Here is a 24,633-nt window from a genome sequence, read left to right on the forward strand (position 1 = left end):
CAAAACCTTCTCGAACAACAAGGAATGAGCAGTGAAAAAACTCGTTAGTGCCTCTCTCCTGGCCGCCGGCCTTGCACTGGCTGGCGTCGTCCAGGCCGCCCCGGTCACCCTGCTCAACGTCTCCTACGACGTGATGCGCGACTTCTACAAAGACTACAACGCCGCCTTCCAGAAGCACTGGGCCGCCGATCACCCGGACGACAAGCTGACCCTGCAGATGTCCTTCGGTGGTTCGAGCAAACAAGCGCGCTCGGTGATCGACGGCCTGCCGGCTGACGTGATCACCATGAACATGGCCACCGACATCAACGCACTGGCAGACAACGGCAAGCTGGTGCCCGACAACTGGGTCACCCGCCTGCCGAACAACAGCGCGCCCTTCACCTCGGCCACGGTGTTCATCGTACGTAAAGGCAACCCGAAAGCCCTGAAAGACTGGCCGGATCTGCTCAAGGACGGCGTACAAGTCATCGTGCCGAACCCGAAGACTTTCGGTAACGGCCGCTACACCTACCTGTCGGCCTGGGGTTATGTGCTGAAGAATGGCGGTGACGAAGAGAAGGCCAAGAAGTTCGTGGGCGACCTGTTCAAACACGCCCCCGTGCTGGACACCGGTGGCCGTGCGGCGACTACCACGTTCATGACCAACCAGATCGGCGATGTGTTGGTGACCTTTGAGAACGAAGCAGAAATGATCGCCCGTGAATTTGGCCGTGATCAGTTCGAAGTGATCTACCCGAGCGTTTCCGCAGAAGCTGAGCCGCCGGTGTCGATTGTCGACAAAGTGGTCGAGAAGAAAGGCACCAAAGTGGCTGCCGAGGAATACCTGAAGTACCTGTGGTCGCCGGAAGGCCAGGAAACTGCCGCCAACAACTACCTGCGTCCACGTGACCCGAAAGTGCTGGCCAAGTACACCGACCGTTTCCCGAAGGTCGACTTCCTGTCGGTAGAGAAAACCTTTGGTGACTGGCGCACCGTGCAGAAGACCCACTTCAATGATGGTGGGGTTTTTGACCAGATCTATTCCGGGCAGTAAACAGCTCTAACTGGAGAAACCCGGTCAAAAATGTGGGAGCGGGCTTGCTCGCGAATGCGGTGGATCAGTCGGTACATCCGGTGACTGTCACACCGCATTCGCGAGCAAGCCCGCTCCCACATTTGTTTCAGTGTTCAGCCGTTACATCGGTGGCGTCACGCCATCCTTGCCCGCAGAAATCGCCTGGGCCGTCACGCTCCCATCCTCACCCTTCGCCGCAAACATCACCACTTTCACCCCAGGCTTCAGCAAGCTGCGATCACCCGGTTCCAGGTTGACGATCGGCACATCATCCGGCACCACGATCTTTTGCTCGCCGCCCTTGTACTTGACGGTCAACGTCCGGCCCTTGCTCACCACCAGGTCACCCACGGTACCGTTGGTCATGCTGCTGCCTTCCTTCAGGTCGAACGCCCGATGCCCGTCGCCGGTACCCGCCATGGCCGGTGGGAACACATGCACTTCCAACGCCGTCAGGGTGCCATCCGCGTTAGGCATGGCCGCCGAGCCGATATAACTGCCAGGCTTGATGTCTTCGATCTTGGCCAAAGTGACTGCACGCACCAGCGTGTCCTTGGTCAGGTGCACGGTGACGTCTTCACCGCTGTTGACCTTGACGTGCATCGCGTCGCCGTCCATCGCGGTAATCGCACCCCGTACGCCAACACGCGGGGCATCCGCGGCCTGGGCAACGCCCACGGTCATCAGCGCGGCCAGACTTGAGGCCAGGAGCATCTTGTTGAATGTCGTCTTCATGGCAGTCGATTTCCTGTTTATGCAGTTGTGACTGAATGTATCATCGACCTTCAGCCCGAAAGTTAACGTTTCAGTCATTAATTCCCGGCATGAGTGTTATCACCGCAGACGGGCTACTCCCGCTCCGGCTCAATCATTATTCTCGCTCGCCTCTTTCCTTCGCTTTTATGAGAACACCATGAACGCTACGCCCCACGCTACAAACACCATGACCCGAGGCATGGTGATGCTGTTTGCGTTCTGTTGCGGCGCCATCGTCGCCAACATCTACTACGCGCAACCGATCATCGAACTGATCGCCCCGGACATCGGCCTCACGCCGGCCATGGCCAGCCTGATCGTGTCCCTGACCCAGATCGGCTATGCCCTGGGCCTGTTCTTCCTGGTGCCGCTGGGCGACTTGCTGGAAAACCGCCGGCTGATGATCATCACCACCGTGGTGGCCATCGCCAGCCTGCTGGGTGCGGCGTTCACCGAGCAGCCGAACCTGTTCCTGCTGGTGTCGCTGCTGATCGGCTTCAGTTCGGTGTCGGTACAAATCCTGATTCCGCTGGCGGCGCACCTGGCGCCGGCCGAATCCCGTGGCCGGGTGGTCGGCAGCATCATGGGCGGCTTGCTGCTGGGTATCCTGCTGGCCCGGCCGGTGTCCAGCGTGGTGGCCGACCACTTCGGCTGGCGCGCCATGTTCATGGCTGCCGCGGCACTGATGGCGTTTATCAGCGTGGTGCTGATGCTGACCATCCCCAAGCGTCAGCCGGATCACGCCGCCAGCTATGGCCAGTTGCTGGGCTCCCTGGGCACCTTGCTGCGCCGCCAGCCGGTGCTGCGCCAGCGGGCGTTTTACCAGGGCTGCATGTTCGCCACCTTCAGCCTGTTCTGGACCGCCGCCCCGCTTGAACTGTCCCGCAACCATGGCCTGAGCCAAAGCCAGATTGCCCTGTTTGCCCTGGTCGGTGCCCTGGGCGCCATCGCCGCCCCCATCGCCGGGCGCCTGGCGGATGCCGGCCACACTCACCGCGCCTCACTGCTGGCGATGCTGTTTGCTGCGCTGAGTTTCCTGCCGGCCTTCGTGCACCCGCTGTACAGCGTGATTGGCCTGGCGGTGACCGGCGTGGTCCTGGACTTCTGCGTGCAGATGAACATGGTCCTCGGCCAACGCGCCATTTACGCCCTCGACGCCAACAGCCGCAGCCGCCTGAACGCGCTGTACATGACCAGCATCTTCATCGGCGGCGCCTTCGGCTCGGCGATTGCCAGCAGCGTGTACGAACATGGCGGCTGGCTGGGGGTGATGCTGGTGGGCAGCGCCTTCCCGCTGGTGGCGTTGTTGCGTTTCCTGAGTGCATCGCGGCAAGGCGCGGTAGCGACTGCCTAGTTACAACCGCACCAATTTCTCCAAAGCCGCATCGGCCAGAAATGACGAGCGGCTTTTCACTTTGTGCTCCCGCACATAACGGTCGATACGCTGGATCACATAGCCGGGCAAGGTCACGTTGACCTTCTCGGTCTTGCCCAGATACGGCGAGATGTCGAGCTCCAACATTCCCCAGCCCATGCCGGCGTAATCCTCATTATCGTGATGGGCGGCCACCGACGTTGGCATCGGAATCACCCGGCCTTCTGCGGCGATCTCTTGCAGCATGATGTGCGCCACTTCAACCGCCGCGTTGTAAGCCTCTTCAAAACTGTCCCCGGCGGTCACCGCACCTGGAATGTCGGGGATCTGGATACCGGTGGCGACAAAGTCATCGCCCCATTCGATACAGATTGGGTATTGCATGGAAAATCTCCTTAAACCGTCCTAAAACGAAAACAGCCCGGCACGTTTCCTGATACTTCGCACGGTGCCCATGGGCAGATCCTTCTTGGGATGGGGCACCGGTATCGTGTACGGGTTATAGCGGTGGGTGAAAAGATGATGGCTGCCCGTCACCCGATCCAGCACCCAACCTGCCTCTTGCAGCTCTTTGATCAATAGCCTGCTTTGCACCACAGCCTCCTTGCTCTGGCTCGAATAAAGGTAACTCCAGAGTTATCTTTACTCAAGCACAGAATTCATCAGGCTGACTGGCGGCTGTTTTACCGGATGTTGGAAAAACAACGAATCTATTCCCTTAAGGAATAAATTCTATGCCCCCGAATTGACTTCCACGCTTTTCCTAAAGGCCCCATGATTCCCGAAACGCCACGCCACAAGGACACCCGATGGACCGCCTCACTGCCATGGAAACCTTCGTCCACGTCGTCGAGACCGGCTCGTTTTCCGCTGCCGCAAAACGTATGGGAGTCGGCCAGCCCGCCGTTTCCAAAGGCATAGCGCAACTGGAAGCCCGGTTGGCGGTCAGCTTGCTGATGCGCTCCACCCGGGGCCTGACGCCCACCGAGGCCGGGCTGGTATTTTTTGAAAAGGCCAAGCGCGCGGTCGACGAAGCCAACGGTGCCGACGACGCCGCCCGGGGCGCCGGCAACGGCCTGTCGGGCAACTTGCGTATCAGCGCCGGCGTGACCTTGTCCCGCTTGCACATCATTCCCAACCTGGGCCCGTTCCTTGAGCAGCACCCCGGTTTGAATGTGGACGTGGTACTCGACGACCGCCTCCTCAACCTGGTGGAAGAAGGTATCGACGTCGCCCTGCGCATCGGCAACCTGAGTGACTCCGGCCTCACTGCCCGCAAGATCGGCCAAAGCCCCAGCCGGGTGTTCGGCACCCCGGCCTACTTCGAACGTTACGGCGAGCCCCACACCCCGGCAGATCTGCTGCACCACCAGGCGGTGATCTATAGCTTGAGCGAAAGCACCTGCTGGCCCTTCAGCCAAGGTGCTCATCAATACCCCATCGTCGCCGACGGACGCCTGCGTGTTACGTCATCCGAGGGTATTCGCGCAGGCGTCCTCGCCCACCATGGGGTGGCCATGACCGCCGAATGGATGTTCGCCCCGGAGATCGCCAGTGGCGAGGTCAAGGCGGTGCTGACTGACTGGGAACTACCGCCCCGGGACTTGTGGGCGGTAACGCCGACAGGCCGGATGGCAGGTGCCAAGGCCCGGGCGTTTATCGAGTACGTGGAGGGCGTGTTCAGCCGCTAAACCACCCGCCCATCCCAGCCTACCGTCACATGGCGCGGCAACTCCCGCCGATGCTGCAACAACCACGCATCCAGCGTGTGCCCCACATGGGTCAGCACACCCAACTCGGCCTTCACCTCATCAATGCACTGCAACGCCAACGTCAGGTCATTGTGATTACGCGGAGCCTGGGGTTGCGGCGGCATGGAGCAGTCCAGCACCAGTACATCCAGCGGTTCACGCTGCAGCCAGTCGCGGGTAGCCGGTGGCAGGCCAACGGTGTCGGTGAGGTAGGCGATGCGCCTCCCCTCGCCTTCCAGCAGATAACCCAAGGTGGGTTTGGAGTGCACCAACGGCAGCGCAGTGACGCTCAGCTCACCCAACTGGCGGGTTTCAAACTCGGCAAACGGCTGGCTGAAATCGAGGATGCCGGGGTGCTTGTACAGGTCGGACAACCCTTCCGGATCCACCGGACCATGCACCGGAATCACCAGCCCTTGCCCCCAACGCAAATGCAGCAGGCCTTGGGCGTGATCGGCGTGGTAGTGGGTCTGGAGAATCCCGTTGAAACTGCGGGGCGGGAAGCGTTCGGTGAGGTCGGGCAACCCGCTGTCGATCAACCAGCGCTGGTCGCCGCACTCAATCAACGCGCTGCATGGGCGACGCCGCAGGCTCTCATCACGGCGGGCCAAATCACAGGCCGCGCACTCACAGCCATACACCGGGACTTGCCGCGCATCGCCGGTGCCCAGCAGGGTCAGGCGCATGCCGGTTGCCCGTCGAGGCAGCCCAGCAGGCGCTCGACCGTGTGTTCCAGTTGGCCGGAGTTGTCGAGCAGGAAGACATCCGGTGCCGAGCTCAAGCCTTCGGCGAATCGCGCATTGCGTGCCAGCCGCTGATCAATCTCCGCCACGGATTCGCGGCCCCGCGCCAGCAAACGCTGGCGCAAAACGCCTTGATCCACCGTCAGCAATACCACCAGCAGGTTCGGGTAACGTAAGCGGGTTTGCGCCAGGTGGCCGCGAGAGCCGTTGACCAGCACGTCATCTCCCGCCGCCAACCACCCGTCGATTTCCCGGGGGATGCCGTAGGACAAGCCGTTGGCGTGCCAACTGAGGGCAAACGCGCCCTCGGCTTCCATCGCGGCAAACTGCTCCGGGCTCACACCCTGCGCCGCTTCGCCCACCGCTTCCGCCGAGCGGGTGATGACCCGCCGCACAATGCGGCAGCCACGCTCGGCCAAACGCGGGCGTGCGGCATCCAGCAGGCTGTCCTTGCCCGAACCCGATGGTCCGATGAGATAGATCAACCTGCCTGCCATCAAAACACCCTCTTCGCTTGTCGCCAGACTTGTTGGACCACTGGCAGTCCGTCGCGGCTTTTTTTGGCTTGCACCAGGTCGGCCCGCAGACCGATAGCGATTTCGCCGCGATCACTCAGGCCCGCCGCGTGTGCGGGTGCCAGGCTGATCATCTTGACCGCCCGGGATAGGTCGCCACCGTCCTGTTGATCGGCCAGCACGAACGCCGCCTGCAGCAGGCTGGCCGGGTAGTAGTCACTGGAAAGTATATCCAGCAATCCTTCGGCAGCCAGGCCGGCGGCGGCCACATTACCCGAGTGGGACCCGCCACGCACCACGTTCGGCGCGCCCATCAGAACTTTCATGTTCAGTTCCTGGCAGCCACGTGCCGCTTCCAGGGTGGTAGGGAATTCGGCGATGGTCATCCCGTAGCGTGCCGACTCCTCGACGTGAGCCAGCGTTGCATCGTCATGGCTGGCCACCGACAGCCCGCGCGCCAGGCAATGCTCGACGATCGCGGCGCGGTAGCGGTCGCTGTATTCCTTCGAGTTGGCCATTTGCAGCTTGATGAACGCGTCCATGGTCTCGTCATTCAGGTGGTACTTGCCCATGTAGTACTCACGGTACTTGGATTCGAGCACGAACTGGCGCTGGCCCGGCGAGTGGTCCATCACCGACACCAACTGCACCAGCGGGTTTTCCACCAGGTCACGAAACACGCTCAAGGTGTCGGGGTGGCACAGCTCGCAGCGCAGGTGCAGACGGTGTTCGGCGCGGGTCAGGCCGGCGCTTTCTGCCGAGGCGATGGCATTGAGCATCGCCGGCAGTTTTTGCATGCGGTTGCCCTTGGGGTTCACGTCGCCGATGGACACCGCGTCGAATACCGTGGTGATGCCGGCCGCGATGATTTGCGCGTCATGGCTGAGCACCGCCGAGGTCGACGGCCAGTCCACGCCGGGGCGCGGGGTCATGTGTTTTTCCAGGTTGTCGGTGTGCAGTTCCACCAGCCCCGGCAGCAGGAAATCACCGTCGAGGTCCTGGGCCTGGGGCAACTGGCTGCGGCCTTCGGCGATGTCGGCGATCAGTCCGTCCCGCAGCACTACGCTGCCAAGGAACATGCGATCAGCCGTCACCAGCCGGGCATTACTGAGGATCTGTTCAGCGGGCATGGGCGTATTCCTCTTGGGCAACGGGCGCGGGAGTCATGTCGAAATGGCGGTCGGCCACCGCTTCACGGGCGGCGCGGTCGTGGAAGATGCCGATCAGTGCGGCACCGCCGGCCTTGGCTTCGTTCATCAGCTCCAGCACCACCTGGCGGTTGCTGTCGTCGAGGGACGCGGTGGGTTCGTCCAGCAGCATCACCGGCCAGTCCACCATGAAGCCACGGGCGATGTTGACCCGCTGCTGCTCGCCGCCGGAGAACGTGCCGGGTGCCAACTGCCATAGGCGCTGGGGAATGTTCAGGCGGGTCAGCAGATGCTCGGCGCGCGACTGTGCATTGGCCTTCGACCAGCCACGGGCCAGGGCGGGCTCCATCACCACATCCAGGCAGGCCACGCGCGGGATCACCCGCAGAAACTGGCTGACGTAGCCCAGGGTCTGCTGGCGCACTTGCAACACCTCCCGAGGCTCGGCACCGACCAACTCCAGCCACTCGCCGAGGTGCTGCACACGAATGCTGCCGCCTGCCGGTAAATAGTTGCCGTACAAGGTGCGCAGCAACGTACTTTTACCGGCGCCGGACTGGCCATGCAGCACCAGGCATTCACCGCCTTTCACGCTGAACTCCACCCCGCGCAGCACGTTCAGCACTACGCCGTTCTGCTGGTGCAAGGTGAAGGTTTTCGAGAGGTCACGGACCTCGATCAAGGCATTCATCATGGCTGCAATACCGAAGACACCAGCAGTTGAGAGTAAGGGTGCTGTGGATCGTCGAGGATCTGGTCCGTCAGCCCGGTTTCCACCACGCGGGAACGGCGCATCACCATCAGGCGGTCGGCCAGCAGGCGTGCCACGGCGAGGTCGTGGGTCACGATCACCACCGCCAGATCCAGCTCGCGAACGAGGCCGCGCAGCAGGTCGAGCAAGCGCGCCTGTACCGACACGTCCAGGCCGCCGGTGGGTTCGTCCATAAACACAAGGCGCGGGCTGGAGACCAGGTTGCGGGCGATTTGCAGGCGCTGTTGCATGCCGCCGGAGAAGGTCCGGGGCAAGTCATCAATGCGCTGCGGGTCGATTTCCACCTGGCCGAGCCAGTCGAGGCCGGCGCCGCGCAGTTGCTCATAGTTGCGCACGCCTTGAGCCATCAAGCGCTCGCCGATGTTGGCGCCGGCCGACACGCCCATGCGCAAACCGTCCCGTGGGTTTTGCTCGACAAAGCCCCACTCGGTGCGCAGCAAGGTGCGGCGTTCGGCTTCGCTGGCGCTGTACAAATCCAGCCATTCGCCGCCCTTGCCGCGATAGCCGATGTTCCCGGCCTGCGGCGGCAAACGTCCGCTGAGCAACGAGAGCAAAGTGGACTTGCCCGAGCCGGATTCGCCAACAATCCCCAGCACTTCGCCAGGGTACAAATCGAAGCTGACGTCCTGGCAGCCCTTCTCTTCGCCGTATAACAACGACAGATCACGCACTTGCAAAAGAGGCTGGCTCACTGGTTGTTCTCCTTGACCCGTTGGGCGCAATACCAGGTGTCGGAACACACAAAACTCTGGGTACCGGCGTCGTCGAGAATCAGCTCATCGAGGAACGATTCATGGCTGCCGCAGATGGCGCAGTTGTGTTCCCACTTCTGCACTTCGAACGGATGGTCTTCAAAGTCCAAGCTAGTGACCTGGGTGTACGGCGGCACTGCGTACAGACGCTTTTCGCGACCGGCACCGAACAGCATCAGCGCCGGGCTCATGTCGAGTTTCGGGTTGTCGAATTTCGGGATCGGCGACGGGTCCATCACGTACCGCTCATCCACCATCACCGGGTAGGCGTAGCTGGTGGCGATATGGCCAAAGGTGGCGATGTCTTCGTAGAGTTTTACGTGCATCACCCCATAATCATTCAGGGCGTGCATGGTGCGGGTCTCGGTTTCCGACGGTTCGATAAAGCGCAGCGGCTCCGGGATCGGCACCTGGTAGACCATGATCTGGTCCGCGTGCAACGGGGTTTCCGGGATGCGGTGGCGGGTCTGGATCACCGTGGCGTCCGGGGTGCTTTCAGTGGTGGCGACGCCGGCGGTGCGCGCGAAAAAGCGCCGGATTGACACGGCGTTGGTGGTGTCGTCGGCGCCCTGGTCGATCACCTTGAGCACGTCGTCAGCCCCCAGGATCGCGGCGGTCAGTTGCATGCCGCCGGTGCCCCAACCGTAAGGCAGCGGCATCTCGCGACCGCCGAACGGTACCTGATAACCGGGGATCGCCACGGCCTTGAGCAAGGCGCGGCGGATCATGCGTTTGGTCTGCTCGTCGAGGTAGGCGAAGTTGTACGCCGGGTCACGGGCAGGTGTTTGGGTCAGGTCATTCATGGCGCGTGCCCTCGGCCGGTTGGCGCAGTTTGCGGATCAGCTCCAGTTCGGACTGGAAGTCCACGTAGTGAGGCAATTTGAGGTGGGAAACAAAGCCCGCCGCCTCGACGTTGTCGCAGTGGGACAGCACGAATTCCTCCTGCTGGGCCGGCGAGACGATCTCTTCGTTGAACTCATTGGCCCGCAGCGAGCGGTCCACCAGCGCCATGCCCATCGCCTTGCGCTCGGCATGCCCGAATGCCAGGCCGTAGCCCCGGGTGAACTGCGCCAGCTCGGTGGCCGAGCCGACGAACTGGTTGACCATCTCGCACTCGGTGACTTCGATGCTGCCCAGGCAGACCGGGAAACCCAACTCTTCCGGGTCGATCCACACCTCCACATCGCCGATACGAATCTCACCGGCAAACGGGTGGTTGCGGCCGTAGCCGCGCTGGGTCGAGTAACCCAGTGCCAGCAGAAAACCTTCATCGCCACGGGCCAGGGCTTGCAGACGCTGGGCGCGGTTGGCCGGGTATTCCAGCGGGTCGCGGGTGATGTCGGCGACGCTGCCGGTGTCGTCGGATTCGTTCTTGATCAGCCCTTCCTTGGCCAGCAAGCCGAGTACCCGAGGGCATGGTTCAAGGGCAGCATCCGGCGTGGTTTGCGGGCCAGGGTATTCACCTTCGGCCAGCAGTGCGAAGTCCAACAGGCGGTGGGTGTAGTCGAAGGTCGGGCCCAGCAGTTGCCCACCCGGCACGTCCTTGAAAGTCGCCGACAAACGCCGGCTCAGGGACATCTGCGCGGTATCAATCGGCAGGCTCGGGTTGAAGCGCGGCAACGTGGTGCGGTAGGCCCGCAGCAGGAAGATCGCTTCCACCAGATCCCCCGCCGCTTGCTTGATTGCCAGCGCAGCCAGCTCTGTGTCGTACAGCGAGCCTTCGCTCATCACTCGCGCGACCGCCAACGGCAGTTGCTCGCGGATCTGCTCCACGCTCAGTTCCGGAATGGAGGTATCGCCCCGGCGTTTTTTCGCCAGCAGACGGTGGGCATTGTCGATGGCCTGTTCGCCACCCTTGACGGCTACGTACATCAGGCATGCTCCTGTGCAATTCGGGTGCTGCGTGGCAGGCCGATCAGGTGATGGCCGGCGGCGAACAACACGTCCAGGCCACGGGGAAACGTCTCGCGGCGTTGACGCTCCAGCCAGAACGCCTGGGGCACCGGCAGGTTGACCTGACGCTGGGTCTTGATCCCCGGACCGCGCCAGTTCAAGGCGCGACCGGCTTCCAGGTCGGTCAACTGGACCAGCAAGGTGCAGGACTGATCGGGGTAGCGGTCATTGCCGTGGTCGAAGCCGCTGAGGTCGAGCAAGTCCTGTTCACCGAGCAAGGCGAACGCGGCCTCTTCACGGTTGGCGGTCAGCGGGCAGCCGCAGTGGAACGCCAGGTTGGCGCGAATCAGCGGTGTGTCGAAGCACGGCGCCAGCCACAGCGGCGTGTCCATATCCAGCAGCGCGAGGCACAGCGCGTAGGTGGCCGGCGCCAGGCCTTCAAGGCTCGGGGCGGCGGGCAAGGACTGGATCAGACCAGGCTCGGCGAGGGCCTTGAGGGCGCCGCGAAAACCGCGCTGGGCGTCCAGCACCGGGTCTACAAACGCCGGTTGCAAGCGTTGGGCATTCATCAGTTTTCTCCTCGAACCAGGGTGAAGAACTCGACCTTGGTGGCGGCGGTGTCGGCCTCTTTGTGCGCCCGGCGTTCGGCCTGGGCGTTGGCCAGTGAGCCGATCAGGTCGCTGAGCCAGGGGCTCGGGTGTGCGCCCTGCAAATGCGCATCCGCCAGGGCCGCCAGTTCGGCATGGACCTTGTCGCGCCCGGCCAGGTAGCTGTAGCCGGTGCGCCCGTCCGCCAGGCGCACCACGCAGCGGGTCACGCTCATTTCGCCGAGGTTGAACGGCGCGCCATTGCCGCCCATGCGGCCGCGCACCAGGGTCATGCCGATTTCCGGGGCGCGGATCAGTTGGTAATCCACGTCGCGCAGGGCGTCTTCATGGGGCAGCAATTCACTGCGAAAGGCGCGGGCGAGCACGCCGATCCAGTGTTGACGCGGGGACAGGTTCATCGAGGTCTCCATCAGGTCACCACTTGGTACTGGAAGCGATCCGAACGGCTGGTGGACTGCGCCAGCTCCACCGGGCGGCCGTCGCGATCGCGGGAAAGGGTGAATACGGTCAGCGCCGGCAAGTGCCGGGGCATCATCAGCAGTGCGGCTTCGTCGCGGTTGGGCAAACGCGCGCCGATCAGGCTCTGGGTGCGGGTCAACGGCAGGTCGCGCTCACGCAGGTAGTGGCGTAGCGAGCCGCCGTTGTAGTCCGCCAGCAGCGGCGCATGGCTGGCGCAGTAACGATGACGGATCAGGCTGACCGGCTGGTGGTCGAGCTTGCGCAGGGTCTGCAGCTCGATCATTGGCGCCATCTCGGCGATGCCCAATTGCTGCGCCTCTTCGCGGCTGGCGAAGCAGTAGCGACGCTTGAGCAGCATCGCTTCCACGCCCACGCCTTGGGCCGACAACGACTGGCTGTAGGAGGTCTCGGCCCCCATCGGGTAAATCAGCGGGCGGTCCAGCACTTGGGTGCCCTTGCCCTGGCGGCGCAACAGGCTACCTTCGAACACCAGCTCATCGATGGCGCGGCGCAGGGTGTGGCGGTTGACGCCGAAGCGTTCAGCCAGTTGCACCTCGCCCGGCAGGAATTCACCGGCCTGGTAGCTGCTCAGTTCGCGGCGCAGGATGTCGGCGAGTTCGCGGTACACCGGCTCATCTTGTCTAGACAACTGCATGCTTAAAAAAAGCGCCCTCGGGCACCCCTCCGACGTCAGATGAACTGCTTGCGCAGGCGTTGGGACAGCACGTCGATACAGCTCACCACCACGATGATCACCAGCAGCACCGCGCAGGTCTGCACGAACTGGAAGGCGCGGATGTTTTCCCAGAGGATCACGCCGATCCCGCCGGCACCGACCATCCCCACCACCGTCGCCGAGCGTACGTTGGCCTCGAAGCGGTAGAGCGCGTAGGACACCCACAGCGGCATCACTTGCGGGATCACGCCGTAGATCACTTCCTGCAAGGCACTCGCGCCGGTGGCTCGCACACCTTCAACGGGGCCCGGGTCGATGGCTTCGACGGCTTCGGCAAACAGCTTGGCGAGGACGCCGGTGGTGCTGATCCACAAGGCCAGGACACCCGCGAAAGGACCGAGGCCCACCGCGACCACGAACAACATGGCGAACACCATTTCGTTGATCGAACGGAAGGCATCCATCACCCGGCGCAGCGGCTGATGAATCCACCACGGCGTGATGTTGTCGGCGCACAGAATGCCCAGCGGCACCGAGCAGACAATCGCCAGCACCGTGCCCCAGAGGGCGATTTGCACGGTGACGATCATCTCCTTGAGGTAGGAGCGCCATTCGTGGAAATCCGGCGGGAAGAAGTCGGCGGCGAAGGTCGCCATGTTTCCGGAATCGCGGTACAGCGCCAGCGGGTTCATCTCGGCGCCGTGCCAGGCCCAGGCCAGCAGGATCAGGAACAGGCCCCAGCCCAGGTATTGCGGCCAAGTCCTTTTGCCCACTGCTTCAGCATGCAAGGTAGTCATGGGTCACTCTCGGTGTAGGGTTGGAACTGGGCTTAATGTGGGAGCGGGCTTGCTCGCGAATGCGGTGACTCAGTCGCCGGATGCGTTGAATGACACACCGTATTCGCGAGCAAGCCCGCTCCCACATGAACCCGGTTCCTACAGGGGGTTAGCCGTTGGCTGCGGTCTTTTTGTCCAGTTCGGTGATGCGCTGTTGCAGCTTGGCGAGGTCGGCGTCGATATCCGCCAGCTTCTTGGCCTTGTCAGCCGCTTCCAGCTTGTCGTCGGCGCTGATGGTGGTGCGCTGCTTGAACAGCTCCAGTTGGCGGATCGGCAACAGCTGGTCGTCGCTGGATTTGAGGAACTTGCCCAGTTGCATGTTCTTCAGCACGGCCTTCTCTTCGTCGGTGTCACCGTAGTTGGCGAAGAAGTCGCGGATCTTGGTCTTCTCGCTGTCGCTCAGGGCCTTGCTCCACACCATCGGGTCGGCCGGGATCAGCGGCGACTTCCAGATCACCTTGAGCATCGCGGCCTTGTCCGGCTGGGTGACTTCCAGGCGGTCCCAGCTTTCGGTGTTGAAGGTGGCGACGTCCAACTGCCCTTTGGCCACGCTCAGTGCGTTGACTTCATGGCTGGAGTTGAGAGTGCGCTTGAAGGCGGTGGCGGCGTCGACGTGGTTCTTGGCGAACACGTAGTAGCCGGGTACCAGGTAGCCCGAGGTGGAGTTCGGGTCACCGTTGCCGAAGGTCAGGTTCTTGGCGTTCTTGAGCATGTCATCGACGTTGTTGATCGGGCTGTCCTTGCGCACGATCAGTACGCTCCAGTACCCGGCAGCCCCGTTGGCGGCGGCGGTCTGGGCGAAGATTTCGCCGTTGGAACGGTCCACCGCTTCCATCGCCGCCTTGTTACCCAGCCAGGCCACGTCGACCTTGTTGAAACGCATGCCCTGAATCAGGCCGGCGTAGTCGGAGGCGAAGGTGGCGTTGATGGTCAGGCCGGTCTTCTTGTGCATGTCATCCAGAAAGGGCTGCCAGATGCTCTTGAGGTTCTGCGAAGACTCGGTGGACATGATGCCGAAATTGATCGCCTTGTCGGCGGCCTGGGCATTGCCCATGGCCACGCTGGCTAACAGCACGGCGGACAGAAACACATGACCGATACGGTTCAACATGGAGAGGATTCCTGTGGGTCGTTAGTAAGGTTTCAAGCGCGGGCCAGGGCCAACCGTGCGGGGACGACGGGTGTGCGGGTCTGGTCGGAAAACATCAGGCTGGTGTCGACATCGGCACCGTACAAATCATTGAGGAATTGGCTGCTCAGGTCGCTGGCCTGCCCATCGAAGTGAATCCGCCCGCCCTTGAGCGCCACGGCTCGCGGGCAATAACGCATGGCGTAATCGACCTGGTGCAGGGTGACCACCACGGTCTTGCCGTCGCGGCCGTTGATGTCGGCGAGGATCTCCATGACCTTGCGCGCCGACTCCGGGTCCAGGGAGGCGATGGGTTCATCCGCCAGGATCACTTCGGCGCGTTGCGTCAAAGCGCGGGCGATTGCCACGCGTTGCTGCTGGCCGCCGGACAAGGTGGAGGCGCGCTGGCTGGCCAGGTCCGCCAGGCCGACGCGGGCCAGGGATTCCATGGCGAACTGTTTTTCCTCGGCGTTGAACAACCCGAGGTTGCCACGCCAGCGCGGCATGCGACCCAGGCAACCGAGCAGCACGTTGTCGAGCACGCTCAGGCGGTTGACCAGGTTGAACTGCTGGAAGATGTAGCCGATGTCGGCGCGCAGGCGCCGCACCTTGCCATTCAACCGCCCGCTGGCCTGCACTTCCCGGCCCAGCACCTTGACGCTGCCGCCGTTGCTCTTGTCGCAACAGGCCAGACCCGCGAGGTGGCGCAGCAAAGTGGATTTGCCGGAGCCGGAAGCGCCAATCAGCGCGACCATCTCACCGGTGGCAACGGTAAGCTCGAGGTCGACCAATGCGGATTTTTTCGCAAAGGTCTTGTTCAGATGATCGACATGGATAGCTGGAGTCATGGGCTTCTCTGTCTGGTTGAACAGCCATCCGTGGCTGCGTTTGAGTTCAAACGACAGTAGGCGCGGGCTGTGTCAGCCCTATGACTTGCACATGACTGGAGTAAAACCGTTTGATGAAGGTTTGATGAAAGGTTGGAAGTAGCTGTAGGACTTTGATCGTTCCCAAGCTCTGCGTGGGAATGCCGTCTCGGACGCTCTGCGTCCAGCTGGGGATGGAAGGTTGAAGTCTTGCGCAGTGGTGACGCGGAGCGTCACGGGATGCATTCCCACGCAGAGCGTGGGAACGATCCAATGAAAGGTCTTCGCCCGGCAGTGGAAATGTGCCGGGCTGTGGTGCAATAGCTGGTCGTCAATATGTGCAAGAGGGCAACGTGATGGGAAAAGACAAGGCATGTCCGGTCGTTCTGCGAACCCGCCAATCGCTGGAAATCCTCGCCTTCAAACACCCACTGGCCGGCCTTCAACTGGTCAAGGGCAGCGTGGAGCCTGGCGAAAGCACCGACGCAGCTGCGATTCGGGAATTACAGGAAGAAGCCGGGATAACCGGCAAGGTGATACGTAACCTGGGCACTTGGCACTCAGCGTCCACGGGGCATACATGGGCCTTTCATCAATGCCTGATCCCTGAAGACCTGCCAGATACCTGGACCCATTTTGCAGAGGATGATGGCGGCCACGAGTTCCAGTTCTTCTGGCACCCGCTGGCGAGCGAGTCGTCAGAAGAGTGGCATCAGGTGTTTAAAGATGCCCTGGAGTTTCTAAAGTCGCGCCTTGCCGAGATCTAACTGGCAACGTAAATCCAATGTGGGAGCCGGGCTTGCCCGCGATAGCGGTGTATCAGCAACAGTTTCAAAACCTGATACACCGCTATCGCAGGCAAGCCAGCTCCCACATTTTGATTTTCATCAGGTTCAAATTCGTCGGTGTTATTGGGCGGTGCGGGCGCGCAATCGCGGCATCACAAAATCCAGAAACGCCCGCAGCTTCAGCGGCAACGGCGACTGGCCTTTGTGCACCAAACTGATGGGCAGCGGCGCCGACTCGAACGCCTCAAGCACCACCGCCAACGCCTCCTCCCGCAGCGCATCCGCCACTTGATACGACAGCACCCGAATCACCCCAACTCCCAATGTCGCCGCCTCAATCGCCGCTTCTGCGGTGTTCACCGACAACCGCGAATGCACCAGTACCGAGAGCCCGGTTTTACCCGCACCAAATCCCCACGCCCCTTGGGATGCCAGCACTTCGAAAGTGATGCAGTCATGTCCCGCCAAGTCCTGGGGTTCGGCCGGTACACCGCGAGCGGCCAGGTACGCCGGGCTGGCGCACACCACCCGCCGCACCGTGCCCACCTGCATGGCCTTGAGCGAGCTGTCGGGCAGTTCACCGATGCGCACGGCCACATCGCAGTGTTCTTCCATCAGGTGCACGACGCGGTCGGTAAGGATCAGGTTGATGTCGATCTCCGGGTACTGCGCCAGAAATTCCGCCACCACCGGCACAATGTGCAGCCGCCCGAAGACCACGGGCGCGGTGACCACCAATTCGCCCCGGGGCTGAGAGTATTCGCCAGTGGCCGCGCGCTCGGCCTCGCTGATGTCTTCAAGAATGCGCCGGCATGCGTCGAGGTAAGAGGCGCCGGCATCGGTCAACGACAGCTGGCGCGTGGTGCGGTGCAGCAGGCGGGTTTTCAGGTGCGTCTCAAGTTCAGCCACCTTGCGGCTGACGCTGGCCAGCGGCATGTCGAGGCGCCGCGCCGCAGCCGTCAGGCTGCCTGCATCAACCACGGCAACGAAGATGGACATGGATTCAAGACGGTTCATGGCAACCTATCAAATTCTGGAAGGATGATTCCAAATCCTAGGGGATTATCCTGCCAAGCGCGAGTGCGTAACGTTGGCCACTCATCTCCGCCCCCGGAGATCTGCATTGAAGGAGAGCGCCGTGAGTGGCCAACCGATTACTGACCAAAGTCCTGCAGCGCCTGCGGTCGCGCCGCGCGGCAAGATCATCATGATGGCGGTGATCGCCGGCGCGGTGATCACCAATATTTACTGCACCCAGCCGATCCTGCCACTGATCGCCTCGGACATGGGCGTGGACGTGACCACCGTGGACCTGGTGGCCGGTTCCGCCCTGCTGGGGTTTGCCACCGGCCTGGCATTGCTGTTGCCGATGGGCGACCGCTTTGACCGGCGCAAACTGGTACTGGGGCAGATCGCCCTGGCGTCCTGTTTCGCCCTGGCGGCGGCGTTTTCACCGGGTATCTGGGCGCTGGTTGCGGCGTCATTTGGCTTGGGGATTGTGAGCTGTGTACCGCAGCAACTGGTGCCGTTCGCGGCGGTGATGTCGCAGCCCCACGAACGCGGGCGCAATGTAGGCACGGTGGTCAGCGGGATCATGGTGGGCATTCTGCTGGGGCGCACTATCGCCGGCGTGGTCGGTGAGGCTTATGGCTGGCGGGCGGTATACGCGATGGAAGCGGCGTTCATGATCCCGGTGTGGATCGCCGCCGCCAAGCTGCTGCCACGGGGCGTGCCCAGCACCAACCTGTCCTACCCTCGCCTGCTGGCTTCGCTGTGGCCGCTGATGCGCGACAACAGCCCGATTCGCCAATCAATGATGGTGCAGGCGCTGTTGTGGGCTTGCTTCAATGCGTTCTGGGTGAATCTGGCGGCGTTGCTGGCCCACGGGCCATGGCAGTTGGGCAGTGCCTGGGCCGGTGGCTTCGGGATTATCGGGGCGGCAGGTGCATTGGCGGCGTCGCTCGGTGGACGGGCTTCCGACCGGCTGGGTTCGCGTAAGGTGATTGGGGCGAGTATTGGTATTGTCACCTTGGCATTCCTGCTGCTGGCGTGGGCGGAAACCTCGATTATTTTGCTGGTGCTGGGGGTGATCGTGCTGGATATCGGGGTGCAGTCGGGGTTGGTGTCGAATCAGACGCGGGCGTTTGCGGTGGACCCGAAAGCCCAGGGCCGCATCAACAGTTTGTACATGACGGCGACGTTTTTTGGCGGCGCGGTGGGGGCGACGGTCAGCGGCTGGTTGATGGCGCGGTTTGGCTGGATGGGGATTGTCGAGTTTGGGGTGATGCTGGGGGTGATTGCCGGGGTGATCCATTGGATCGGTGGCGCAGGCCAGGCCGAATATCAAAAACAGTAGAAATCCTGTGGGAGCCGGGCTTGCCCGCGATGGCGGTGTATCAGCCACAACTTCATAACCTGACACACCGCTATCGCAGGCAAGCCAGCTCCCACAGTTGATTGCATTTCACGCTCACAAAAAAGGCGACCCGAAGGTCGCCTTTTTTCATTGCGCGTACTGCTTGCTCAACCCCGGCGGCACGCCATGGACGTCGGTCTCTTCCCAAGGCCCGTTCGGGCTGATGGAGCGGCTCCAGCCGTTGCTCCAGCGGTAGTAGGTGCGCTGGCGATAGAACGTATCCGGCTGTTCGTCCAGCACGTACACCTGCATCTTCCCGTCCCAGTGGCTGGCAGCACCTGGCGGAGGTGCGAAGGTCGGCGAGGAGCTAGGCACCGGCTTCGACGGCTTGATCACCGGGCCGGAAGGCTGGGTGCCTGGCTGCGTGCTCGGCTGGGTCGACGGCCCTGTCGGTGGAATGGTCGGTCCGGTGGGCGACGGAGGCCGGTGGACCGCACAAGCACTCAACCCCAATACCAGGCTGAGCAGGGTGATACGTGCGATAGCGGTCATGGGCATTTCCTCGAATTATTTATCCGGACTGTCGATGGTCAACTGCTGCAGTGCCGTGGTGCTGCTGGCCAGCGGTTGGCTGCGGCCGATCCACTCGCCAGTTGTCGGAACACCAGCCCGGGATATGCGCGCAACCAGTTGGACTTCGGGAAAGTTGGACAGTTTCAACTGCGGCATCATCGCGTCGCTGTCGCCCAGTTCGACGGTAATCGGCAGGTCGGCCACGGTCACGCGCTTGGCCGCCAATGGCGCCGGCGGGCCTTTGACGGCACGGGCGAAGATGAACACGCTGTCGGTCGGCAAGGCCTTGGCCTTCACATCCGCCGCCAGGTCCACACGCACTTGCATCTGCTTTTGTGCTTTCACGGGCGCCACGCTACCGCCGCCCTCTCTGAGCTTCTCGGCAGCCCGGTCAATGCCGCCTTGCAGTGCGACACGGGAGTTGTCTTCCGGCGGCAGTTGCGCCAGCAGGCGGTTCCAGTAGTCGATCGCTTCCTGGTAACGCTGGCCTTCAAAGGCGGCGATACCCAGCAGGCCGAGGCTGGTGACTTCTTTCGGATCGAGTTTCAGTGCTTCGTCGGTCAGGGCCTGGACCTTGGGCGACCACTGTTTGTTATCGGCAAAGTACTGGGCCTGGGCCCACTGCCCGAGCAGCTCCGGCTGGCGACCGGCCAAAGCCACGGTGCGCTCGAAGACTTTGGCCGCATCGGCGGAACGGTCCTGGGCCATGTAGGCACGACCGAGGAAGTACAGGCCTTCCGGCGAATCCGGTTGGGCGGCAGCGGCGCGCTCCAGTCGGCGGGTCATGTCTTCCATGGACACCGGCGGCTGGGAGAATTCGCGTGTCAGTTCGACCTTGTCGCTGGCCCCGTAATGCAGGTACAGCGCAACGCCCAGCACCGGCACCAGAAAGGCCGCGAGCAACGGCAACGGTTTGCCGAGGCGTGATTCCCGGGGCTTTTCCACGCCCTCGGTATCCGCCAGCAACTCGCGAGCTGCTTCAGCGCGGCCACTGTCCAGTTGGGCCGCATCCAGCACGCCTTCGGACTGCTGGGTTTGCAGTTCCGCCACACGTTCTTGATACAGCGCCACGTTCAGCGCGGTGCGATCCTCTTCACGCTGGGCACGGCGGCCGCGTAACACCGGGATCAGCAGGAAACTCAAGGCAATCAGAAGCAGCAGACCGGCTGCGAGCCAGAAATCAATCATCAGTTTTTTTGTCCAGCAGTTGGTCGAGGCGTTGACGCTCATCGACGGAAAGCGAGTCCGAGCCATCGGCCGGGGCGACACGACGGCGGCGCACAATCACCGCCATCACCACGATACCGGCGAGCAACAACCCGGCCGGGCCGAACCACAGCAGCGCAGTCTTGCCGGTGAGCGCTGGCTTGTAGCGCACGAAGTCACCGTAGCGGTCGACCATGAAGTCGATGATCTGCTGATTGTCCTTGCCCTCGCCGAGCATGCGGAAAATCTCTTTGCGCAGGTCGGCGGCGATCGGTGCGTTGGAGTCGGCGATGTCCTGGTTCTGGCACTTGGGGCAGCGCAGTTCCTTGGTCAGTTCGCGAAAACGCTCGCGGTCACCGTCCTTGGCAAATTCGTAAGTGTCGATGGCGGCGTGGGCCACGCCAGCCATGCTCAAGCCCAACACAGCGGCGGCTAACCAACGCTTCATGGCTTGGCCTCATCCACCAGCGCCTGGTACTTGGCGGCCAGTTGCTCGCGCCACACCACTTCGTCGATCACGCCCACGTACTTGTCGCGGATCACGCCCTTGGCGTCGATGAAGAAGGTTTCCGGGGCGCCATAGACGCCGAGGTTCAGGCCGAGGTTGCCGTCTTCGTCGCGGATATCCAGCTGGTATGGGTTGTGGAACTCTGCCAGCCACTTCAGGGCGGCAGCATTATCGTCCTTGTAGTTGATGCCGTAGATCACCACGCCCTGCTCCGCCAGCTTGTTCAGCACCGGATGCTCCACGCGGCAGGAAATGCACCAGGTGCCCCACACGTTGACCAGTGCCGGTTTGCCCAGCAAGTCAGCCTGGGTCAGGGTTTTGTCGCCCTGCACCGTCGGCAGCGAGAACGCCGGGAATGGCTTGCCGATCATGGCCGACGGCAGCTCGGCCGGGTCCAGGTACAGCCCGCGATACAGGAACACCGCCACCACCAGGAATGCCGCCAGCGGTAACACCATCAACCAACGCTTCATACCGCCGCTCCTTGCAGGCCGAGGGCTTCACGCACTCGGCTCTTGACCTTGACCCGGTAGCGCCGGTCCATCGCTGCCAGCAAACCACCGAACCCGGTGAGCAGGCCGCCGAACCAGATCCAGCGCACAAACGGTTTGACGTGGACCCGCACGGCCCAGGCGCCATCGCCCAGCGGTTCACCCAGGGCGACGTAGAGGTCGCGGGTGAAACCGGCGTCGATCCCGGCTTCGGTCATCATCGAGCTTTGCACGGTGTACAGGCGTTTTTCCGGGTGCAGCACCGCCACTTCCTTGCCATTGCGCACCACACGTACGGTGCCTTTGTCGGAGGTGAAGTTCGGGCCTTCGAAGTGCTTGGCGCCTTCGAAAATGAAGTGGTAACCGGCCAGGTCCATGGACTCGCCGGGCGCCAGGCGCAGGTCGCGCTCGGCACTGTTCTGGCTGGACAACACCACGCCCAACGCACACACGGCGATGCCGATGTGGGCGACCTGCATGCCCCAGTAGCTGCGGGTCATGGTCGGCAGGCCTTTGATCAAACCTTTGTGGCGGGTCTTGTCGATCAGGTCACGTACGCCGGCCAGCAATACCCAGGCAGCCAGCATGAAGGTGGCGAGCACGGCCCAGTTGAAGTCGCCGTAGGCTATACCGGCAATCACGGCCAGCGCGGCGCTGCCGAGCAGTACCGGGGTGAGCATGCCCACCAGCCATTTCACCGGGGTGTCTTTCCAGCGCACCAGTACGCCGACCGCCATCACCACCATCAACAGCGCCATCAACGGGATAAACAGTGCGTTGAAGTACGGCGGGCCGACGGACAGTTTGGCGCCGCTCAGGGCATCCAGCACCAGCGGGTACAGGGTACCGAGTAGGATCATCGAAGCCGCCACCACCAGCACCAGGTTATTGCCCAGCAACAGGGTTTCCCGGGACCAGAGGTTGAATCCCACATGACTTTTGACCACTGGCGCGCGCAGGGCAAACAGGGTCAGCGAGCCACCAACCACGAACAGCAGGAAGATCAGGATGAACACGCCGCGCTCCGGGTCGGAGGCAAACGCGTGAACCGATGTCAGCACACCGGAACGCACCAGGAACGTACCCAGCAGGCTCAGGGAAAACGCGGCGATGGCCAGCAACACGGTCCAGCTTTTGAACACGCCGCGTTTTTCGGTGACTGCCAGCGAGTGAATCAGCGCCGTGCCCACCAGCCAGGGCATAAAGGAGGCGTTTTCCACCGGGTCCCAGAACCACCAGCCGCCCCAGCCGAGTTCGTAGTAGGCCCACCAAGAGCCCAGGGTGATGCCGATGCCGAGGAACGCCCAAGCGACGATGGTCCATGGCCGCGACCAGCGCGCCCAGGCCGCATCGAGGCGTCCGCCGAGCAAGGCGGCGATGGCAAAGGCGAAGGCGACCGAGAACCCGACGTAGCCCATGTAGAGCATCGGCGGGTGCACGATCAGGCCGATGTCTTGCAGCAGCGGGTTGAGGTCGTGACCGTCTACCGGGATCTGCGGCAGGATGCGGGTGAACGGGTTGGAAGTCATGATCAGGAACAGCAGGAAGCCGATGCTGATCATGCCCATCACCGCCAGCACCCGGGCCAGCATGACTTGCGGCAGTTGGCGGGAGAAGATCGAGACAGCAAAGGTCCAGCCGCCGAGGATCAACGCCCACAGCAGCAACGAACCTTCGTGGGCACCCCACACGGCACTGAACTTGTAGTACCAGGGCAAGGCGCTGTTGGAGTTGTTGGCGACATAGGCGACGGAAAAGTCGTCGGTCATGAAGGCGTAGGTCAGGCAACTGAAGGCGAACACCAGAAAGGCGAACTGGCCCCAGGCAGCCGGCTGGGCCAGGCTCATCCACAGGCGGTCACCGCGCCAGGCACCCAGCAACGGGACCACGGCCTGGACGATGGCGAAGCACAGGGCGAGGATCATCGCCAACTGGCCCAGCTCTGGAATAAACAATGCGGACGTCATGACTTAGCCCTCCTTGGCAGGGGTCGGGGCGGATTGGCCGCTGTCTTTGAGGGCCTTGGTGACTTCCGGCGGCATGTATTTTTCATCGTGCTTGGCCAGCACTTCGTCGGCCACTACCACGCCGTCGGCGTTGAGCTTGCCGAGGGCGACGATGCCCTGCCCTTCGCGGAACAGGTCCGGGAGGATGCCGCGGTAGGTGATGGTCACGGATTTGTTGAAGTCGGTGACGATGAATTTCACGTCCAGGGAGTCCCCGGAACGTTGCAGCGAGCCCTTCTCGACCATGCCACCGGCGCGGATTCGCGTGTCCAGCGGCGCTTCGCCGTTGGCGATCTGGGTCGGGGTGTAGAACAGGTTGATGTTCTCCCGCAGGGCACTCAGGGCCAGGGTCACGGCAATGCCGACACCGGCCATGATGGCCAGGATGATCAACAGACGCTTTCTACGCAGCGGATTCACTTTTCGGTCTCCCGGCGCAAACGACGCGCCTCTTGTTGCAGGTAACGCTTGCGGGCCAGGATCGGCGCGGCGACGTTGAGGGCCAGCACCGCCAGGCAGATGCCATAGGCCGTCCAGACATACAGGGCGTGATGGCCCATGGCGAGAAAATCACTGAAAGAGTTGAAGCTCATCCACGGGCTCCCAGGCTGTTTTGCACTTCGGCCTTGACCCAACTGGTGCGGGCTTCACGCTTGAGCACTTCGAGGCGCATGCGCAGCAGCAGCACGGCGCCGAAGAAGCAGTAGAACCCCAGCACCATCAGCAGCAGCGGCGCCCACATTTCCACGGGCATTGCCGGCTTTTCGGTGAGGGTGAAGGTGGCGCCCTGGTGCAGGGTGTTCCACCACTCCACCGAGTATTTGATGATCGGGATGTTGATCACGCCGACAATCGCCAGCACCGCGCAGGCCTTGGCGGCGCTGTCACGGTTGCTGATGGCGTTGCCCAGGGCGATCAGGCCGAAATACAGGAACAGCAGGATCAACATGGAGGTGAGGCGCGCGTCCCAGACCCACCACGAACCCCAGGTCGGCTTGCCCCAGATCGCGCCGGTGACCAGCGCCACGGCGGTCATCCAGGCACCGATGGGCGCGGCGCATTGCAAGGCCACGTCCGCCAGCTTCATCTTCCACACCAAGCCGACGACGCCGCACACCGCCAGCATCACGTAGCAGGACTGGGCCAGCATCGCGGCGGGAACATGGATATAGATGATGCGAAAGCTGTTGCCTTGCTGGTAGTCCGGCGGCGCGAAGGCCAGGCCCCAGACCAGGCCGATGCCGATCAGCAATACGGCGGCGATGCTCAACCACGGCAGCAGTTTGCCACTGATGCCGTAAAACCATTTGGGCGAGCCGAGCTTGTGAAACCAGGTCCAGTTCATGCTGTTTCCATCACGGTTGCTTCT

General features: G+C 62.6%; 30 protein-coding genes. 5 read left to right on the forward strand and 25 right to left on the reverse strand.

The window, feature by feature from the left end; genetic code table 11:
• Nucleotides 1-31: 31 nt before the first annotated feature.
• Nucleotides 32-1,036 (forward strand): sulfate ABC transporter substrate-binding protein, encoded by a 1,005-nt coding sequence (locus JFU58_RS01020; protein WP_201139708.1) that lies wholly within the window; start codon nt 32-34, stop codon nt 1,034-1,036.
• Between the two features lie 141 nt (nt 1,037-1,177).
• Here the strand turns inward: JFU58_RS01020 and JFU58_RS01025 are convergent, their stop codons facing one another.
• Nucleotides 1,178-1,792, reverse strand: coding sequence for a DUF5666 domain-containing protein (locus JFU58_RS01025; RefSeq protein ID WP_017477504.1), 615 nt, complete (start codon nt 1,790-1,792; stop codon nt 1,178-1,180).
• Nucleotides 1,793-1,970: 178 nt separating this feature from the next.
• Between JFU58_RS01025 and JFU58_RS01030 the strand changes: the two genes are divergently transcribed.
• Nucleotides 1,971-3,167 (forward strand): MFS transporter, encoded by a 1,197-nt coding sequence (locus JFU58_RS01030; RefSeq protein ID WP_026077966.1) that lies wholly within the window; start codon nt 1,971-1,973, stop codon nt 3,165-3,167.
• On the opposite strand, the gene JFU58_RS01035 is transcribed toward JFU58_RS01030, so the two are convergent.
• Both JFU58_RS01035 and JFU58_RS01040 read right to left on the reverse strand, forming a co-directional pair.
• Entirely contained in the window at nt 3,168-3,572 is a 405-nt protein-coding gene (locus tag JFU58_RS01035; protein ID WP_017477502.1) for a type II toxin-antitoxin system HicB family antitoxin, read from the reverse strand.
• Nucleotides 3,573-3,593: 21 nt separating this feature from the next.
• Nucleotides 3,594-3,782, reverse strand: a complete 189-nt coding sequence (locus JFU58_RS01040; protein WP_026077965.1) for a type II toxin-antitoxin system HicA family toxin — start codon at nt 3,780-3,782, stop codon at nt 3,594-3,596.
• Nucleotides 3,783-3,997: 215 nt separating this feature from the next.
• On the opposite strand from JFU58_RS01040, the gene JFU58_RS01045 reads away from it, so the two are divergent.
• Entirely contained in the window at nt 3,998-4,879 is an 882-nt protein-coding gene (locus JFU58_RS01045) for a LysR family transcriptional regulator (RefSeq protein WP_063028164.1), read from the forward strand.
• Here JFU58_RS01045 and phnP read toward each other — a convergent pair.
• The 13 genes from phnP to phnC form a co-directional block, all read right to left on the reverse strand.
• A complete protein-coding gene (gene phnP, locus JFU58_RS01050; RefSeq protein ID WP_093207547.1) occupies nt 4,876-5,625 on the reverse strand; it encodes a phosphonate metabolism protein PhnP in 750 nt (249 codons plus the stop codon). The two genes, JFU58_RS01045 and phnP, sit on opposite strands and share 4 nt — an antisense overlap.
• On the reverse strand, nt 5,616-6,179 hold the full coding sequence (gene phnN / locus JFU58_RS01055; RefSeq protein WP_177025429.1) for a phosphonate metabolism protein/1,5-bisphosphokinase (PRPP-forming) PhnN: 564 nt from the start codon (nt 6,177-6,179) through the stop codon (nt 5,616-5,618). Before phnN ends, phnP begins: the two co-directional genes overlap by 10 nt.
• Entirely contained in the window at nt 6,179-7,327 is a 1,149-nt protein-coding gene (locus JFU58_RS01060; RefSeq protein ID WP_063028157.1) for an alpha-D-ribose 1-methylphosphonate 5-triphosphate diphosphatase, read from the reverse strand. The genes phnN and JFU58_RS01060 overlap by 1 nt, the downstream gene beginning before the upstream one ends.
• Entirely contained in the window at nt 7,317-8,036 is a 720-nt protein-coding gene (gene phnL, locus JFU58_RS01065; RefSeq protein ID WP_063028155.1) for a phosphonate C-P lyase system protein PhnL, read from the reverse strand. The genes JFU58_RS01060 and phnL overlap by 11 nt, the downstream gene beginning before the upstream one ends.
• On the reverse strand, nt 8,036-8,845 hold the full coding sequence (gene phnK / locus JFU58_RS01070; RefSeq protein ID WP_108083535.1) for a phosphonate C-P lyase system protein PhnK: 810 nt from the start codon (nt 8,843-8,845) through the stop codon (nt 8,036-8,038). Before phnK ends, phnL begins: the two co-directional genes overlap by 1 nt.
• Nucleotides 8,806-9,672, reverse strand: coding sequence for an alpha-D-ribose 1-methylphosphonate 5-phosphate C-P-lyase PhnJ (locus JFU58_RS01075; protein WP_063028151.1), 867 nt, complete (start codon nt 9,670-9,672; stop codon nt 8,806-8,808). The genes phnK and JFU58_RS01075 overlap by 40 nt, the downstream gene beginning before the upstream one ends.
• Nucleotides 9,665-10,741, reverse strand: a complete 1,077-nt coding sequence (locus JFU58_RS01080; RefSeq protein WP_093207541.1) for a carbon-phosphorus lyase complex subunit PhnI — start codon at nt 10,739-10,741, stop codon at nt 9,665-9,667. Before JFU58_RS01080 ends, JFU58_RS01075 begins: the two co-directional genes overlap by 8 nt.
• Nucleotides 10,741-11,331: a phosphonate C-P lyase system protein PhnH gene (phnH, locus tag JFU58_RS01085; RefSeq protein ID WP_063028147.1), complete on the reverse strand. Its 591-nt coding sequence runs from the start codon at nt 11,329-11,331 to the stop codon at nt 10,741-10,743. Before phnH ends, JFU58_RS01080 begins: the two co-directional genes overlap by 1 nt.
• Nucleotides 11,331-11,768 carry a phosphonate C-P lyase system protein PhnG gene (phnG, locus tag JFU58_RS01090; protein WP_017477491.1) on the reverse strand — a complete coding sequence of 146 codons (438 nt, stop codon included), beginning with the start codon at nt 11,766-11,768 and terminating at the stop codon, nt 11,331-11,333. The genes phnH and phnG overlap by 1 nt, the downstream gene beginning before the upstream one ends.
• An 11-nt stretch (nt 11,769-11,779) precedes the next feature.
• Entirely contained in the window at nt 11,780-12,484 is a 705-nt protein-coding gene (gene phnF / locus JFU58_RS01095; protein WP_177025426.1) for a phosphonate metabolism transcriptional regulator PhnF, read from the reverse strand.
• A gap of 35 nt (nt 12,485-12,519) precedes the next feature.
• A complete protein-coding gene (gene phnE / locus JFU58_RS01100) occupies nt 12,520-13,302 on the reverse strand; it encodes a phosphonate ABC transporter, permease protein PhnE (protein WP_003210621.1) in 783 nt (260 codons plus the stop codon).
• Between the two features lie 148 nt (nt 13,303-13,450).
• Nucleotides 13,451-14,452: a phosphonate ABC transporter substrate-binding protein gene (phnD, locus tag JFU58_RS01105; protein ID WP_063028145.1), complete on the reverse strand. Its 1,002-nt coding sequence runs from the start codon at nt 14,450-14,452 to the stop codon at nt 13,451-13,453.
• Nucleotides 14,453-14,484: 32 nt separating this feature from the next.
• Entirely contained in the window at nt 14,485-15,318 is an 834-nt protein-coding gene (gene phnC, locus JFU58_RS01110; protein WP_201139709.1) for a phosphonate ABC transporter ATP-binding protein, read from the reverse strand.
• A gap of 374 nt (nt 15,319-15,692) precedes the next feature.
• Here phnC and JFU58_RS01115 point away from each other — a divergent pair, with 374 nt between their 5' ends.
• Nucleotides 15,693-16,103, forward strand: coding sequence for an NUDIX hydrolase (locus JFU58_RS01115; RefSeq protein ID WP_063028142.1), 411 nt, complete (start codon nt 15,693-15,695; stop codon nt 16,101-16,103).
• A gap of 141 nt (nt 16,104-16,244) precedes the next feature.
• Here JFU58_RS01115 and JFU58_RS01120 read toward each other — a convergent pair whose 3' ends face one another.
• Nucleotides 16,245-17,141, reverse strand: coding sequence for a LysR family transcriptional regulator (locus tag JFU58_RS01120; protein WP_201139710.1), 897 nt, complete (start codon nt 17,139-17,141; stop codon nt 16,245-16,247).
• 106 nt (nt 17,142-17,247) lie between these two features.
• Between JFU58_RS01120 and JFU58_RS01125 the strand changes: the two genes are divergently transcribed.
• Nucleotides 17,248-18,480: an MFS transporter gene (locus tag JFU58_RS01125; RefSeq protein WP_201139711.1), complete on the forward strand. Its 1,233-nt coding sequence runs from the start codon at nt 17,248-17,250 to the stop codon at nt 18,478-18,480.
• Between the two features lie 147 nt (nt 18,481-18,627).
• Here JFU58_RS01125 and JFU58_RS01130 read toward each other — a convergent pair whose 3' ends face one another.
• From JFU58_RS01130 to JFU58_RS01165, 8 genes are read right to left on the reverse strand one after another with little or no spacing between them, the layout of a single operon-like run.
• Nucleotides 18,628-19,032, reverse strand: a complete 405-nt coding sequence (locus JFU58_RS01130) for a hypothetical protein (RefSeq protein WP_003210627.1) — start codon at nt 19,030-19,032, stop codon at nt 18,628-18,630.
• A gap of 15 nt (nt 19,033-19,047) precedes the next feature.
• Complete coding sequence (gene ccmI / locus JFU58_RS01135; protein WP_201139712.1) at nt 19,048-20,241, reverse strand: c-type cytochrome biogenesis protein CcmI; 1,194 nt, start codon at nt 20,239-20,241, stop codon at nt 19,048-19,050.
• Nucleotides 20,234-20,707, reverse strand: a complete 474-nt coding sequence (locus JFU58_RS01140; protein ID WP_201139713.1) for a cytochrome c-type biogenesis protein — start codon at nt 20,705-20,707, stop codon at nt 20,234-20,236. Before JFU58_RS01140 ends, ccmI begins: the two co-directional genes overlap by 8 nt.
• The gene (locus JFU58_RS01145; protein ID WP_063028134.1) at nt 20,704-21,240 is read right to left on the reverse strand and encodes a DsbE family thiol:disulfide interchange protein; all 537 of its coding nucleotides are present in this window, start codon (nt 21,238-21,240) and stop codon (nt 20,704-20,706) included. Before JFU58_RS01145 ends, JFU58_RS01140 begins: the two co-directional genes overlap by 4 nt.
• Nucleotides 21,237-23,225, reverse strand: coding sequence for a heme lyase CcmF/NrfE family subunit (locus JFU58_RS01150; RefSeq protein ID WP_201139714.1), 1,989 nt, complete (start codon nt 23,223-23,225; stop codon nt 21,237-21,239). The genes JFU58_RS01145 and JFU58_RS01150 overlap by 4 nt, the downstream gene beginning before the upstream one ends.
• Before the next feature lie 3 nt (nt 23,226-23,228).
• Complete coding sequence (ccmE, locus tag JFU58_RS01155; RefSeq protein WP_008434786.1) at nt 23,229-23,684, reverse strand: cytochrome c maturation protein CcmE; 456 nt, start codon at nt 23,682-23,684, stop codon at nt 23,229-23,231.
• Nucleotides 23,681-23,857: a heme exporter protein CcmD gene (gene ccmD, locus JFU58_RS01160; RefSeq protein WP_008434788.1), complete on the reverse strand. Its 177-nt coding sequence runs from the start codon at nt 23,855-23,857 to the stop codon at nt 23,681-23,683. The genes ccmE and ccmD overlap by 4 nt, the downstream gene beginning before the upstream one ends.
• Nucleotides 23,854-24,609, reverse strand: a complete 756-nt coding sequence (locus JFU58_RS01165) for a heme ABC transporter permease (protein WP_093207520.1) — start codon at nt 24,607-24,609, stop codon at nt 23,854-23,856. The genes ccmD and JFU58_RS01165 overlap by 4 nt, the downstream gene beginning before the upstream one ends.
• Nucleotides 24,610-24,633: the final 24 nt, after the last annotated feature.

Origin of the sequence: Pseudomonas sp. TH34, from assembly GCF_016650865.1 — a bacterium.
GTDB classification, from domain to species: domain Bacteria; phylum Pseudomonadota; class Gammaproteobacteria; order Pseudomonadales; family Pseudomonadaceae; genus Aquipseudomonas; species Aquipseudomonas yamanorum.

Excerpts from the sequence above, each read along its gene's own strand:
- phnP (WP_093207547.1), bottom strand. The coding sequence starts at position 5,625 with ATGCGCCTGACCCTGCTGGGCACCGGCGATGCGCGGCAAGTCCCGGTG.
- phnN (WP_177025429.1), bottom strand. The coding sequence starts at position 6,179 with ATGGCAGGCAGGTTGATCTATCTCATCGGACCATCGGGTTCGGGCAAG.
- JFU58_RS01045 (WP_063028164.1), top strand. The coding sequence starts at position 3,998 with ATGGACCGCCTCACTGCCATGGAAACCTTCGTCCACGTCGTCGAGACC.
- JFU58_RS01025 (WP_017477504.1), bottom strand. The coding sequence starts at position 1,792 with ATGAAGACGACATTCAACAAGATGCTCCTGGCCTCAAGTCTGGCCGCG.
- JFU58_RS01030 (WP_026077966.1), top strand. The coding sequence starts at position 1,971 with ATGAACGCTACGCCCCACGCTACAAACACCATGACCCGAGGCATGGTG.
- ccmI (WP_201139712.1), bottom strand. The coding sequence starts at position 20,241 with ATGATTGATTTCTGGCTCGCAGCCGGTCTGCTGCTTCTGATTGCCTTG.
- ccmD (WP_008434788.1), bottom strand. The coding sequence starts at position 23,857 with ATGAGCTTCAACTCTTTCAGTGATTTTCTCGCCATGGGCCATCACGCC.
- JFU58_RS01060 (WP_063028157.1), bottom strand. The coding sequence starts at position 7,327 with ATGCCCGCTGAACAGATCCTCAGTAATGCCCGGCTGGTGACGGCTGAT.
- phnD (WP_063028145.1), bottom strand. The coding sequence starts at position 14,452 with ATGTTGAACCGTATCGGTCATGTGTTTCTGTCCGCCGTGCTGTTAGCC.
- phnF (WP_177025426.1), bottom strand. The coding sequence starts at position 12,484 with ATGCAGTTGTCTAGACAAGATGAGCCGGTGTACCGCGAACTCGCCGAC.
- JFU58_RS01075 (WP_063028151.1), bottom strand. The coding sequence starts at position 9,672 with ATGAATGACCTGACCCAAACACCTGCCCGTGACCCGGCGTACAACTTC.
- phnH (WP_063028147.1), bottom strand. The coding sequence starts at position 11,331 with ATGAATGCCCAACGCTTGCAACCGGCGTTTGTAGACCCGGTGCTGGAC.
- phnL (WP_063028155.1), bottom strand. The coding sequence starts at position 8,036 with ATGAATGCCTTGATCGAGGTCCGTGACCTCTCGAAAACCTTCACCTTG.
- JFU58_RS01150 (WP_201139714.1), bottom strand. The coding sequence starts at position 23,225 with ATGACGTCCGCATTGTTTATTCCAGAGCTGGGCCAGTTGGCGATGATC.
- JFU58_RS01165 (WP_093207520.1), bottom strand. The coding sequence starts at position 24,609 with ATGAACTGGACCTGGTTTCACAAGCTCGGCTCGCCCAAATGGTTTTAC.
- JFU58_RS01140 (WP_201139713.1), bottom strand. The coding sequence starts at position 20,707 with ATGAAGCGTTGGTTAGCCGCCGCTGTGTTGGGCTTGAGCATGGCTGGC.
- JFU58_RS01120 (WP_201139710.1), bottom strand. The coding sequence starts at position 17,141 with ATGAACCGTCTTGAATCCATGTCCATCTTCGTTGCCGTGGTTGATGCA.
- JFU58_RS01145 (WP_063028134.1), bottom strand. The coding sequence starts at position 21,240 with ATGAAGCGTTGGTTGATGGTGTTACCGCTGGCGGCATTCCTGGTGGTG.
- JFU58_RS01080 (WP_093207541.1), bottom strand. The coding sequence starts at position 10,741 with ATGTACGTAGCCGTCAAGGGTGGCGAACAGGCCATCGACAATGCCCAC.
- JFU58_RS01130 (WP_003210627.1), bottom strand. The coding sequence starts at position 19,032 with ATGACCGCTATCGCACGTATCACCCTGCTCAGCCTGGTATTGGGGTTG.
- phnG (WP_017477491.1), bottom strand. The coding sequence starts at position 11,768 with ATGAACCTGTCCCCGCGTCAACACTGGATCGGCGTGCTCGCCCGCGCC.
- JFU58_RS01115 (WP_063028142.1), top strand. The coding sequence starts at position 15,693 with ATGGGAAAAGACAAGGCATGTCCGGTCGTTCTGCGAACCCGCCAATCG.
- JFU58_RS01035 (WP_017477502.1), bottom strand. The coding sequence starts at position 3,572 with ATGCAATACCCAATCTGTATCGAATGGGGCGATGACTTTGTCGCCACC.
- phnC (WP_201139709.1), bottom strand. The coding sequence starts at position 15,318 with ATGACTCCAGCTATCCATGTCGATCATCTGAACAAGACCTTTGCGAAA.
- phnE (WP_003210621.1), bottom strand. The coding sequence starts at position 13,302 with ATGACTACCTTGCATGCTGAAGCAGTGGGCAAAAGGACTTGGCCGCAA.